This is a genomic window from Polaribacter sp., assembly GCF_965656025.1.
In the GTDB taxonomy this organism is placed as follows: Bacteria; Bacteroidota; Bacteroidia; order Flavobacteriales; family Flavobacteriaceae; genus Polaribacter.
On the sequence record NZ_CBFHJT010000021.1, the window covers coordinates 6,518 to 18,878 of the forward strand.

Below are 12,361 nucleotides of genomic sequence, written 5' to 3' on the forward strand. Positions count from 1 at the left end.
AGGTTCCTTGCTAGCAGGTATTTTAAATTTTGATGAAATGGCTCGTTACAAAGCAGATCCTGGTTCAGAAAATGCACCAGATGTAAACTTTGATTTTAATAAAAAATAAATGTCTAAAGTAGAAGAGTTTCTTACTCCTAAAGAAGAACAAGAAATTATTGCTGCAATTAGAACTGCAGAGAAAAATACTTCTGGCGAAATACGTGTACATATAGAGGCTTCTTCAAAAAAGGAGCACTTTGAACGTGCGTTAGAAGTATTTTATCTCTTAAAAATGGGCAATACGAAAGATGCAAATGCAGTATTGTTATACGTTGCTGTAAATGATAAAAAGTTTGTGATTTATGGTGATAAAGGCATTAATGATGTAGTGCCAAAAAACTTTTGGAATGCTACGAAAGACACCATTCAAACCCACTTTAAACGAGGTAATTTTAAACAAGGAATTGTAGAGGGTGTTTTAAAAGCAGGCGAAGAATTACAAGGTCATTTTCCGTATCAAGCAGATGATGTAGACGAACTTTCTAATGAAATTTCTAAAGGATGATATTCAGTAAACAGTTTTCAGAGGGCAGTTTTCAGTTAGTAAGTTTGAGTAAAAAACTATTACTCATCTTTGTACTTTTTTTTTCTTTAAATACTTTTTCTCAAGGTTATAAAATTCCTCAAAAACCTAAATTTCAGACCAGTGTTTACGACTATGTAAATTTGCTATCAACTTCACAAAAAAAATCTTTAGAAGACAAGCTTGTAAGATATTCAGATTCAACTTCTACACAAATAGTTATTGTAGTTATAGAAACAACAAATAATGAAAGTATTGGGATTTTAGCTCCAAGATGGGGGCAAGAGTGGGGAATTGGTCAAGCAAAAGAAGATAATGGTATTCTAATTCTTTTAGCAGAAAAAGATAGAAAAATTTGGATTGCTCCTGGTTATGGTGTAGAGCCAATTTTAACGGCTGGTATTGTTGGAGAAATTACAAGAAACGTTATCATTCCTGAGTTTAAAAAAGGAGATTTTTATGCAGGTTTAGATAGGGGAGTAGATACTATTTTTAAAGCTTTAAATGGCGAATTTGAAGGAATAAGACAACAAAATTCAAAGGGTTTTGACCCTGGTATTATTCTCTTTATCATCATCATAATTATCTTTTTTATTCTAGTTTCTAGAGGAAATAAAAACAATAGAGGAGGAGGAAAACGCTATAGAAGAGGCTCTTTAGCAGACACTATTTTTGATACCATTATTTTAAGTAATGCAGGTAGAGGTGGTGGAAGTTTTGGTGGTTCTTCTGGAGGTGGTTTTGGTGGTTCTTCTGGTGGTTTTGGAGGTGGTTTTGGAGGTGGTTTTGGTGGTGGTGGATTCAGTGGAGGTGGAGCTGGAGGAAGTTGGTAAAACTTGAAATAAACGACTTTCTTTCAAAACAATTTTTTAGATTTTTTAATTAATTAAGATTTCATTCTACATGAAAAAAATTGCAATACTTTTTAGTGTACTCTTATGTTATAGTTGTCAAAATTTTGGGCAATTGCAAATATTGGCAGATTTGCCCAAAGCGTTAGAAGAAGTCTCTGGTATAGAAATAGCAGCAAAATCTTCATTAATTTGGATGATTAATGACAGTGGAAATAAACCAGAATTATTTGGCTTGAATGAAAAGGGAGAAATCATAAAAGAAATCTACATCAGAGCCAAAAATCATGATTGGGAAGATTTAACTTCTGATGCAAATGGTACTATTTATATTGGTGATTTCGGCAATAACAAAAATAAAAGAAAGAATTTATCTATTGTAATTGTAGCACATAATGAGCTAGATGAAAAAAAAGCAGAGGTAGATGAAATTGAATTTGAGTACCCAAATCAAAACAAATTTCCTCCAAAAAAAGAAGAAAGATATTTTGATGCGGAAGCGTTTTTCTATTTTAAAAAATACTTATATATTTTTACCAAAAGTAGGGTAAAAGACAATTATGGTAAAACAACTTTATATAAAATACCTGCTAAAAAAGGTGACTACGTTGCAGAAATAGTAGATGAGTTTGAAAATTGTAACGATTTTAAATGTGCAATTACAGCAGCAGATATTTCTAATGACGGTAAAAAAGTAGTACTACTTTCCCAAAGCAATGTAATTGTTTTTACGGATTTTATGGGTGATAAGTTTTTGTCGGGAAAGGTTAAAATTATTCCTTTGAAATATCCATCTCAAAAAGAAAGCATCACTTTTAAAGATAACAATACCGTTTTAATCACAGACGAAAGAGCACGTGCATCTGATGGTAATTTGTATCAATTAAAAATTGATTAAGACTATATATTTATAGATTAACAAAAACCAACCTATAGCCAAAAACAATCCACCTAAAGGTGTAATCGGGCCTAATAATTTTATTTTTTTGTTTTTTGCAGAGGAAATTACCAAACCATAAATAGAAAATGAAAATAAAATTGTACCAATTATAAAAGCATACACAATGTATTTATCGATATTAATTTCTATGTTTAACTGGTAGCCTAAAACAAGTAAAACAATGGCATGATAAATTTGGTATTTAACACCCGTTTCAAAACTTTGTAATTGTGCTTCGGTAAGTTTTTTCTTTGGTAGATGTGCGCCAAAAGCACCTAAAATAATTGCTAAAAAACCAAAAATTGCTCCAAAAATAATTGCTATATAACTCATAATTTTTTAAAAATCGAAACCCAATGTAAAGTTTAACCTTACACCATCATCACTATTAAAAACACCTAAATTACCTGTCAACATATTTGCAGCATTTATAAAAATACCTGCACCATAAGAAGTATTAAATGTTTTAGAAGATTTTGGTAAAATACCTATTATATTTGGTGTATCCCAAACTCTACCATAATCAAAACCACCAAAAACACCTAAATTTATTGGTAGAATGGCTGTTCTTAAATTACTAATATTATATCTAATATCTGTAGTTTGATAGAATGAGTTTTTACCAGCAAAACGTTCGTTTCTGTATCCTCTTAAACCATTATTTGCACCAATAGTTGCTGCTTGATAAAACTCAAAATTAGAACCAAAAATAAAATAACCATCAACTTTCGATGCCAATACTAATTTACCATTTGGTATTAATTTATGTGTAATACCTAAAGAAGTATTTGCATAAGAAAAGTTTCGATTTTCTTCTAAATTTCTAGTATGCCCTAAAAGTGCTTTGAAAGAAATACCCAAAGTAGGAAATGCTGGATTGTCTGAATGTTTATAACTGTAAGAAGTTTCTGCGTTAAAGAAATTTTGCGTTTTAAAAATCCTATTTTCTGGCGCAAACTGTGTTTCTAAAAATCTGTTGTTGGTTCTTTCTACATCAAAACTAAAAAAGTTGGTTGCTATCATAAATCTAGCACCTAACTCGCCTTTCCATTTTAAAAAAGTACCTACCTTAAATTGCTTAATTTTTACTCGGTTATAATCTCTGTTTTCTAAATCTTCTGATTGCGGATTGTAAGAATTATTACCATACCCAAAAAAGTTAATAGCATAGTTCGGGCTTGTAAATTGTGCATTTACACCCAAATTAAAACGATCTATAATGTTTGCAAATTCGCCATTATATTTTAATTCAAAACCATTGGTAGCAAAAAAATAACCACCTTCTAAAATGTGTCTACTAGTAAAAGGATTTCTTTCAAAACCATTAATAATAGAAGTGTTTTTTAAACCTATTTTAACACCATCATCTGGGTTATAACCAATTGTTGGCGAAATTAAATTAGCCTTGTTTTTCAACTTTCTATAACTATAGGTATTTGTTCTATAGTCATCTGTAATTTTTTTGTAGATATTTTTAGTTTTAAACGTATTTGGCTTTGATTTTTGATCGTAAACTTTAATGTTTTTAGGAACATTAATTTCGTAAGTATCGTTATTTAAACCACCAATAATCCTAAGTTTAATTGGATTATTACCGTTTACACCATTGGCTACAAAAATATCATCATCATCTAAACCATACAACCAAATTTCGCTAGTTACATTGGCTTTATATCTTCTTTGATGTATTATGTCTTCTTTTTTGCCACCTTTAATTCTATAACCTGTAATTTTAGTATCGTTATTTGCAAAACGTTCTATTTCGAAATAATCATCCTTATTGGTTCCTGTAATTACTTGAAAATTATTTAAATACTTAAAATACTTATCAGAAATTTTCTGAAGATTCTTTCTTCGCCCCTTTAATTTTCTTTTTATATCTAGTATTGTAGCATCATTTACCTCTTTTGGAAACTTTTTAAAGGCCGTTTCTATAACCTTATCCGTAAGGTTTTTTTGGATGATTGCAACTTGTGCATCCCAAACTTTTTTATCAGATTCCTTTATAAAACGAATGTCTAATAAATACCCAGCAAGATTAAAGTTTGCAGGGTTTTTGATATCCTCTTTATAAGAACGCATATTTTTGATATCAGGAATAACGCTGGTAATGATATTTAATAAAAAACCATCACTAAATATAGAGAAAGCTTGATCTCTATCTCGTGGCACAGGTTTGTAAATAATTTTGTCTTTTTCTTTAAATTCTGCCCATCTCCATTGATCTTGATGTCTGTCCCAATCTCCAATTAACATATCAAACAAACGTGCACGAATGTAAGAAGCCTCATCTAAAACATACTTTTCGTCTTTTGCTAAGTTTTCTCGTAAGTCGTCTGTACTAATAATTTCGTTGGCATAACCAAAATATTTTTTGTCTCCATGATTGTCAGCAGCTCTTGCTTCTATCATGTATAATTCATCTCCAAAATTGGCATTGAATTCTTTTAAACCTTTCTGTTTTGGCACGTAAAATAAAATGGGTACTGTATGATAAACACCTACAGCTTCTGCCAATTTATCGATGGTAAAAGGCGCATAAGGATGTGAGCCTGTAAAAATATCTAACAACAAACTTTCTGTAAAAGTTTTAGAAAATTGCCCTTCTATATATTGTTCTTTAAATGCAACTGCCTGTAAATATTGCTCTGCATTTTTGCGTAAAGCTCTCATTACATATTCTTTACCGTCTTTATCTTCTAAGCGCAAAGATTTAGATTGATTTCCACCACCTTTTCTAACGGGTGTTAAACCACCAAAAAGCGTGTCGATGTTTACTGTGGGAGCTAAAACTTTTTTACCAAAATATTCACGATATCTTTTACCCCAAAGTAAATTGTAGAAATTACTTTTTGTACTCTCTTCTGGTGTGTAAATAGTAGCACTTTTTTCTTTTAAAAGTGCATTAGGAAAGTTGTTGTATTTAATAATACTATCTTTTTTAAACACATTTGCCTCAAACACAATTTTGCGTTCTTTTGCTGTGTAAAAATGTGCAGTTGCTGCACCATCTGTATAAATGTCTAACCTTGCAAACCCTTGTGTACCATAAGAAAAAATACCGCCATTTACATTTTTTGTGGCAGTTAATTTAGAACCAGAACCACTTACAATTTGTGGTATATTGTCTTGTACAATGTATTGTAAACTATGCTCATGACCAGAAACAAAAATAATTTTTTCGTTTTGTTGTGCTAAAGTAATCACGTGCTTTCTTAATTCGTTGTATTTTGTGTTTTGTTGATCTGTATTGGTAACACCAGATGTTTTTCTAAGAATATTTAAAGTAGAACCAAAAATAGGTAAAGGTTTCATATGGCTTTTAAACGAATAATAACCTCCATGAGGGCCATTGGTAAACATAGGATGATGTAAAGCTATAAGGGTAGTTTTACCTTGAGATTTTTTTATCATTCCTTTTAACTCATCAAAAAATTTAGCTCTTGTTTTGATGGCACAATGGTCATTAATACCTGGGTGCTTGTCCCAATTGGTAACATACCAATGAGAATCTACAACAATAATATTTATAGCATCATTTACCTCTATTTTTTCTAAAGGGCAACCTCTTTCTGGTTGAAAGGTGTTTTTACCCAAGGCTTTGTCAACTAATTTTTCTTGTCTTCTTAAGCCTTCTAAACCACTATACCAATCGTGATTACCTGGGATAAATAATGTTTTTCCAGGAAATTTTTTTCCTAAATCTGTTTGTACTTCTAAACGATGTTTGGCTAATTCGTACTTTTTAGAACTTTCTTTCGGAATCCCTCTTGGATAAACATTGTCTCCTAAAAAAATTAAGGTTGAATTTTTTTTAGCTTTTTTAATTTCTTGTTCTAAATAAGATATAGCAGAATCTTTTTTGCCTAATTCAGAATTACCAGCATCACCTATTAAGTAAAAAGAATGTAAAACTTTGGCAGAATCTTTTTTCGGGATGTATTTATAATCTTTTACAACTTGCATTTTTACTGTGGCACAAGCTGCCATAAGTAAAGAAAGGAGTAAAATAAATAAGGTGTTTTTTATCAATTTCATATCTAACAAAAATACCTATTTTAAAATAGAGTTTTTAAAATCTTGTAGGTCTTTTTCTGTATCAATATCTATAAAATTGGTTTGTTTTTGCATTGCTATCACATCTGTATTATTGTTTAAAATATCTTTTGCTCCAAAATCGCCCTGTAAAGATTTTAATTTTAAAAAATAACTTTTAGGAAAAACAGCTGGTACACCTAATTTGTTTTTATAATTTGAAGCAATAATTTTTGATTTATCTCTAGAAAATAGGTCAATCATACTCTGTAAATAGTCTTTTTCTATAGCTGGCATATCTCCTAATAAAATTAAAACACCATCGTATAGGTAGGGTTTTAAATACATTGCATTTATGCCAGAAACAATACTTGCACTTAAACCTGTTTCAAAATTGTTATTGTAAACAAAATGAATGTTTGATGATGCTATTTCTCTTCTAATTGTTGTAGCATTTGCGCCCAAAACACAGTACACATGATTTCTATTGATTGCCTTTGCTTTTGTTAAAACCGTTTCTAATAAATAATTATTACCAATTTTTACCAGTTGTTTTGGGGCTTTCATTCTGGTAGATTTACCTGCAGCTAAAACTAAAATTGCTATATTTTTCATAAACTAGCTGTGTATTTTTCCACTCAATTCTCTTAAAGAATGTGGTTCTTTTTCTCTAACAACTGCCAAAATTTCTGCAATAATTGCTACTGCAATTTCTTCTGCTGTTTTAGCACCAATTTGTAAACCAGCTGGTGTGTATATGCAATCTAAAAAATCTTCTGTAGTTTCAGGAGCGTATTCAAAAAGTTCATTAAATAACTTTTCTCTTCTTTTTGGGGCGCCTAAAATACCAATGTAAATAGGAGTTTTATCTACTAATTTTATCAAATATTTTAAATCTTGTACATAACTATGATTCATAATAACAATGGCAGTATTGTTATCAATTTTAGAAAAATGTATCATTTCTGGTGTCGAATTAATTAACGTACTAGCCCCAGAAAAATGAGCAATATCTTTCGTGTCTTTTGCAGAAGTTATTATTTCTATTTGCCAACCTAAATTAGAAGCTATTTTACATAGTTTCACTGCATCATGTTCGCCACCAATAATAAGTAGTTTAAATAAAGGTTGTAAGGCTTGTTTAAAGATAAGACTGTTTGTTTTTGTTTGTATTTTGTTTGTAGAAAAAGTAAATTCTAAATTATTTTTAAAAGAGATAATAGTGCCAAAATCACCAACGGCTTCATCTCTTTTTTCATAGATGCAACTAGTTTCTATTTCTTCTCTATTTTCTAAGGCTTTTGTAAATTGATTTAAAAACTTACTTGAGACCTCAAATGGTTCTATTAAAATATACAAAATACCTTCGCAACCTAATCGATATCTGCCATCATAAGTTATTATTTTGGCTTTGTTATCTTTAAAAACAGTTTGTGCTCTTCTAACAATTTCTTTTTCTACACAGCCACCACTTACTGCACCAGTATACGTGTTATTATCAGAAATTAACATTCTAACACCAGGTTTTCTGTAAGAAGAACCCTCTAAATCTACAACCGTAACTAAAACATTATTTATACCTTTTTGTTGATTTACAAGTGCTGTATTAATAATTTCTTTAAACTCATGCAACATAAAATAAAGTGTGTTAGAATTTCTTACTAAGATAAAACATTAAATGGAATTTGCTTGTTTTGTATGTTTAGAAAAATTAGTTATCAAGAAGTTTAATTTTGGGTTGATGTATTTTTTACAAAAGGGTTTTTCTGGATTGGTTTTGTAATAATTCTGATACTCTACAGAGGATGGTTTAAATTTATGAAAAGGCAATATCTGAGTGATGATTTTATTGGAGAAATCTGTTTGTAAATCAATAAGAATTTGTTCACATTCTTCTTTTTGAGCTAAAGAAAAATAATAAATCGCAGAGCGATATTTATTACGCATAGCATGATTTTTGGTGCTTTTATGGGTGTTCAAATGAATTTCGATTAATGTTTTAATGTCGATTTTCTTATTGAATTCAACAATTACAGCTTCAGAAAATGAGCTGTTTTTATTTGTAGAAGCCACCCAACCTTGTGCTACTTTTTCTATACCAATTAACGATTGAAAAACAGCTTCTGTACACCAATGGCAACCACCGCCAAAAGCAATTTTTTTTAGTTCCATGCTAAGTTTTTTCGCTCTTTCCAATAAAATTCTGGTGAAACTTTACAGCTGCTTAACGCTTCAATATCAGCATCTAAAAGTGAGATACGTTTTGTTTCTAAATTTTCATTTAATTGTTCTATACTACTAGCTCCACTTAAAACTGTCGCATTTGGTATGGTTTGCAAACAATATTTTAAAGCAATAGCATCTACACCAACTTTATATTTTTTGGCTAAATTTTCTAAAAGAAAATACATTTTGGAGTAATGAGGATAATTTCCATTTTTAAATATTCGTCCATTTGCCAATGCTTCTTTAATAACAATTTGCTTATTTTTTTCTTTGAGCTCGTTTAAAACACTTAATAAACTTTGATCTAAAAAATTATAAGTAACTTGATAAACATCGAATAAAAAATCTCCATGAACTTGAACACTCAATGCCTTTTTTATAACTTCAACTTGATTTGTTCCAGTAGTCGATAATCCTATTTTTAGCTGATGTTTTTGTTTTAACCTGTGTAAAAACGCTAGCACTTCTTTATTTTCTAAAACACCGGTTTCTAAAGTTGCAGAATGTATTTGATATACTTTTAAATAGGGTAGTAGTTGTTCAGAAAAATGCCATTGTTCTTTCAATTTGGCAATGCTATGTTCTTTTACTTCATGTACGGTTGCATTTGCATCAAAATTTGCGGTATAGGTATAACCCCATTTTGTGGCAATTTTAATAGTTTTATCTTTCTTCGATTGCAACCATTCTAAAACCAATTCTTCTGCCAAACCATAACCAGGAGCAGTGTCAAAATACCTGATACCCATTTGATAGGCGTTTTCTAACACTTGAAAACTCTCTTTTCTAAATTTCTCTAAATCAGAATTATCGCATTTTGCTGTTCTCACATTAATGTATTGTGGTCTTCCTAAAGCTGCTGTACCTAAACCTAGTTTCATATTTTTTTATTTTGTTAGAGTTGTCATTTTGATCGAAATGAAATGGAGTCGAAAAATCTCATCATGAAATTTACAATTAGATTTCTCCACAAGGTTGAACTGACAGATTTCTTAATTTTACGAACTACAAGACAACATAGAACAACCTACTTTATGTCTTGCCCATTCTGGTCTTTTTGCAAACCATTTTTGGTTTTTTGGTTGCTCTGAGTATGGGTTTTTTAAGAGTTGAAATAATTCGTCAATTAAATTATAATCTCCTGCATCTGCTGCATTAATGGCAAGTTGAGCCATGTAATTTCGTAACACATATTTTGGGTTTACAGCATCCATTTTTTCTTTTCTTTCTAAATTTGATATACCTTCAGATTCAAGTCTAACTTTATAATTTAAAAACCAAGTATCCCATTCATCAATAATTTTGTCAGAAACATCTTCAAAATTGTAAATAGCCACTTTTATAATTTCTAAACCAGATTTTTCATCTTTAAAATCACTTAAAAGTCTAAAGAAAATGGTCATGTCTGTTTCTGTTAATTGTAAACAATCTTCTAAATCTTGTATCAATTTTAAATCGTTTTTATCATTTAAATATAAACCCAATTTAGCTTGCATCATTTGCAAAGATTTTATTTCAAAATCTATTTTATATTGATTTAAAATAGCTTCTAAAGGTTTTACTTCTTCAATTAAAGGATATAGAGCATTTGCCAATTGGTATAAATTCCATAAACCAATATTTGGCTGATTGCCATATCTGTAACGCTTATGTTGTCTGTCTGTAGTATTGGGTGTCCAACCAAAATCAAAACCTTCTAACCATCCATAAGGTCCGTAATCTATGGTTAATCCTAAGATAGACATGTTGTCTGTATTCATTACTCCATGTACAAAGCCCACTCTTTGCCAATTGATAATCATGTCTAAAGTACGTTCTGCAACTTCTTTAAAAAAAAGGATGTAGGTTTCTTTAGAAGGTTTTCCTAAGTGCGAAAAATGATGATTTATGGTATAATCTGTTAGTACTTTTAAATTTTTATGATCATCTCTTGCTGCAAATATTTCGAAACTTCCAAAACGTAAAAAAGAAGGAGCTACTCTTGAAACAATAGCGCCTTTTTCGTAAGCAGGATTCCCATCGTATAAAACATCGCGTAAAACGTCATCTCCCGACAAACTTAAAGACAAAGCTCGGGTTGTTGGTATTCCTAAATGAAACATCGCTTCACTGCATAAATACTCTCTTATAGAAGATCGCAAAACCGCCAAACCATCTGCAGTTCTAGAGTATGGTGTTTCTCCAGCCCCTTTTAATTGTACCTTCCAATTTTTTTGTTGCTGTTCAATTTCAAATAAATTAATAGCTCTACCATCACCTAATTGTCCTGCCCAATTGCCAAATTGATGCCCTGCATAACACATGGCATAAGGTTTTGTATTGGGGTAAATTTCGTTTCCAGTAAATACATTTTTAAAGAATTCAGAGGCAGTTTCTTCTTTAGAAATACCCAATTCATTTGCCATTTCTTGAGAAACATGCAGTATTTTTGGATTCTTTGTTTTCTTAGGTTTTGCAAATGAATACGCAGCTTTTTCCACTTGACGTCTTGTGTTTTCTAAATTAGGATCTGCTGGTAAATTATTTAAAAATGTGTTTTTTATGTCTAACTTCATTTTTTCTCTCTTCTTTTGATACTTATTTGGCAGTTTTATTAAAACAGTTACTTTAGTTTATCTGCATGTAGTTTTCTTAAAGTCGCCAATTTGGGTTCTATCACATAACTGCAATACCCTTGTTGTGTATTTTCTTTGTAATAATTTTGATGCTCTTGTTCAGCTTCATAAAAAATGGGTAAAGGGCTTATTTCTGTTACGATTTTATCATTAAAATACGCTTGTAATTGTTTGATAACTTCTACTGCAATTATTTTTTGTGTTTCTGTATGATAAAAAATTACAGATCGATATTGTGTACCTCTATCTGCTCCTTGCTGATTTAAGGTTGTTGGGTTGTGTGTAGTCATAAAAATAACTAAAATATCTTCAAAAGAGATGCAATTTGCATCAAAAGTAATTTGTATCACCTCTGCATGCCCTGTTAAACCAGAGCAAATTTCTCTATAGGTGGGTTTGCCAGGTACATTGCCACCAGCATAACCAGAAATTACTTTTTCTACACCTTTTACTTCTTGAAATACAGCCTCTGTACACCAAAAACAACCACCTCCTAAAGTGGCTATTTGTATATTTTTTTTCATTTTTTTTCTTTCTTGTATTTACCAAAGAAGAGTATCTGAAGTAATCTTTTTGGGAGATTACTTCACTCTATTCGCAACGACGATTTAATTATTTTGATTTAAAACCATAGATTCTGAGTTGATGCAGTAACGCAAACCACTTGGTTCAGGCCCATCAGGAAAAATATGTCCTAAATGTGCATCGCAAGTATTGCACAAAACTTCTACTCTAACCATACCAAAAGATACATCTTTATGATATTTTATAGCATTTTCTTTAATGGGTTGTGTAAAACTTGGCCATCCAGAACTAGAGTCAAACTTTATAGTAGAATCAAACAAAGGTGTGTTGCAACAAACGCAATTGTATTGCCCTTCATCATAAATAGAACACAAAGCACCAGAATGTGGTCTTTCTGTACCTTTTTTTCTGGTAATTCTAAATTGTTCTGGTGTTAAAATAGTTTTCCATTCTTCTTCAGATTTTTCTACTCTTTTATCTGGAGTTGGGTTTCCTTTTGTAGTAAAATTGATGATGTTTTTCCAAGTTAGCATATTTAAATTCTTTCTTTTTAAGTAGTTGTTTTATATATTTTATAAGACGAAAAAAGGTCTGTTTACTTACA

The 12,361-nt window shown here is 30.6% G+C and carries 12 protein-coding genes and 1 pseudogene; 4 read left to right on the top strand and 9 right to left on the bottom strand.

Annotated elements, in window-relative coordinates; genetic code table 11:
- From ACTG3S_RS05780 to ACTG3S_RS05795, 4 genes and pseudogenes are all read left to right on the top strand, one after another.
- Positions 1-109 (top strand): annotated as a pseudogene (locus ACTG3S_RS05780) (LemA family protein); the annotation flags it as partial.
- The gene (locus tag ACTG3S_RS05785) at positions 110-547 is read left to right on the top strand and encodes a TPM domain-containing protein (protein WP_439128419.1); all 438 of its coding nucleotides are present in this window, start codon (positions 110-112) and stop codon (positions 545-547) included.
- On the top strand, positions 544-1,398 hold the full coding sequence (locus ACTG3S_RS05790) for a TPM domain-containing protein (RefSeq protein ID WP_439128420.1): 855 nt from the start codon (positions 544-546) through the stop codon (positions 1,396-1,398). Before ACTG3S_RS05785 ends, ACTG3S_RS05790 begins: the two co-directional genes overlap by 4 nt.
- Before the next feature lie 70 nt (positions 1,399-1,468).
- Entirely contained in the window at positions 1,469-2,314 is an 846-nt protein-coding gene (locus ACTG3S_RS05795; RefSeq protein ID WP_439128421.1) for a hypothetical protein, read from the top strand.
- On the opposite strand, the gene ACTG3S_RS05800 is transcribed toward ACTG3S_RS05795, so the two are convergent.
- From ACTG3S_RS05800 to msrB, 9 genes are all read right to left on the bottom strand, one after another.
- Positions 2,300-2,689, bottom strand: a complete 390-nt coding sequence (locus ACTG3S_RS05800) for a DUF423 domain-containing protein (protein WP_439128422.1) — start codon at positions 2,687-2,689, stop codon at positions 2,300-2,302. The genes ACTG3S_RS05795 and ACTG3S_RS05800 overlap by 15 nt on opposite strands.
- Before the next feature lie 6 nt (positions 2,690-2,695).
- Positions 2,696-6,394: a metallophosphoesterase gene (locus tag ACTG3S_RS05805; RefSeq protein ID WP_439128423.1), complete on the bottom strand. Its 3,699-nt coding sequence runs from the start codon at positions 6,392-6,394 to the stop codon at positions 2,696-2,698.
- A 15-nt stretch (positions 6,395-6,409) separates the two neighbouring features.
- The gene (locus ACTG3S_RS05810; RefSeq protein WP_439128424.1) at positions 6,410-7,006 is read right to left on the bottom strand and encodes a nucleotidyltransferase family protein; all 597 of its coding nucleotides are present in this window, start codon (positions 7,004-7,006) and stop codon (positions 6,410-6,412) included.
- Positions 7,007-7,009: 3 nt separating this feature from the next.
- The gene (locus ACTG3S_RS05815; RefSeq protein WP_439128425.1) at positions 7,010-8,026 is read right to left on the bottom strand and encodes an XdhC family protein; all 1,017 of its coding nucleotides are present in this window, start codon (positions 8,024-8,026) and stop codon (positions 7,010-7,012) included.
- 39 nt (positions 8,027-8,065) lie between these two features.
- Positions 8,066-8,563 carry a peptide-methionine (S)-S-oxide reductase gene (locus tag ACTG3S_RS05820; RefSeq protein ID WP_439128426.1) on the bottom strand — a complete coding sequence of 166 codons (498 nt, stop codon included), beginning with the start codon at positions 8,561-8,563 and terminating at the stop codon, positions 8,066-8,068.
- Positions 8,554-9,498 carry an aldo/keto reductase gene (locus ACTG3S_RS05825; RefSeq protein WP_439128427.1) on the bottom strand — a complete coding sequence of 315 codons (945 nt, stop codon included), beginning with the start codon at positions 9,496-9,498 and terminating at the stop codon, positions 8,554-8,556. The genes ACTG3S_RS05820 and ACTG3S_RS05825 overlap by 10 nt, the downstream gene beginning before the upstream one ends.
- A gap of 117 nt (positions 9,499-9,615) precedes the next feature.
- Entirely contained in the window at positions 9,616-11,172 is a 1,557-nt protein-coding gene (locus ACTG3S_RS05830) for a protein adenylyltransferase SelO (protein ID WP_439128428.1), read from the bottom strand.
- 47 nt (positions 11,173-11,219) lie between these two features.
- Entirely contained in the window at positions 11,220-11,756 is a 537-nt protein-coding gene (gene msrA / locus ACTG3S_RS05835; RefSeq protein ID WP_439128429.1) for a peptide-methionine (S)-S-oxide reductase MsrA, read from the bottom strand.
- An 84-nt stretch (positions 11,757-11,840) separates the two neighbouring features.
- Positions 11,841-12,290 (bottom strand): peptide-methionine (R)-S-oxide reductase MsrB, encoded by a 450-nt coding sequence (msrB, locus tag ACTG3S_RS05840; protein ID WP_439128430.1) that lies wholly within the window; start codon positions 12,288-12,290, stop codon positions 11,841-11,843.
- Positions 12,291-12,361 lie beyond the last annotated feature (71 nt).

What these genes read in the sequence shown, in the direction of transcription:
- ACTG3S_RS05790 (WP_439128420.1), top strand. Translation starts at nt 544, where the DNA reads ATGATATTCAGTAAACAGTTTTCAGAGGGCAGTTTTCAGTTAGTAAGT.
- ACTG3S_RS05815 (WP_439128425.1), bottom strand. Translation starts at nt 8,026, where the DNA reads ATGTTGCATGAGTTTAAAGAAATTATTAATACAGCACTTGTAAATCAA.
- ACTG3S_RS05810 (WP_439128424.1), bottom strand. Translation starts at nt 7,006, where the DNA reads ATGAAAAATATAGCAATTTTAGTTTTAGCTGCAGGTAAATCTACCAGA.
- ACTG3S_RS05830 (WP_439128428.1), bottom strand. Translation starts at nt 11,172, where the DNA reads ATGAAGTTAGACATAAAAAACACATTTTTAAATAATTTACCAGCAGAT.
- ACTG3S_RS05785 (WP_439128419.1), top strand. Translation starts at nt 110, where the DNA reads ATGTCTAAAGTAGAAGAGTTTCTTACTCCTAAAGAAGAACAAGAAATT.
- msrB (WP_439128430.1), bottom strand. Translation starts at nt 12,290, where the DNA reads ATGCTAACTTGGAAAAACATCATCAATTTTACTACAAAAGGAAACCCA.
- ACTG3S_RS05800 (WP_439128422.1), bottom strand. Translation starts at nt 2,689, where the DNA reads ATGAGTTATATAGCAATTATTTTTGGAGCAATTTTTGGTTTTTTAGCA.
- ACTG3S_RS05795 (WP_439128421.1), top strand. Translation starts at nt 1,469, where the DNA reads ATGAAAAAAATTGCAATACTTTTTAGTGTACTCTTATGTTATAGTTGT.
- msrA (WP_439128429.1), bottom strand. Translation starts at nt 11,756, where the DNA reads ATGAAAAAAAATATACAAATAGCCACTTTAGGAGGTGGTTGTTTTTGG.
- ACTG3S_RS05825 (WP_439128427.1), bottom strand. Translation starts at nt 9,498, where the DNA reads ATGAAACTAGGTTTAGGTACAGCAGCTTTAGGAAGACCACAATACATT.
- ACTG3S_RS05805 (WP_439128423.1), bottom strand. Translation starts at nt 6,394, where the DNA reads ATGAAATTGATAAAAAACACCTTATTTATTTTACTCCTTTCTTTACTT.
- ACTG3S_RS05820 (WP_439128426.1), bottom strand. Translation starts at nt 8,563, where the DNA reads ATGGAACTAAAAAAAATTGCTTTTGGCGGTGGTTGCCATTGGTGTACA.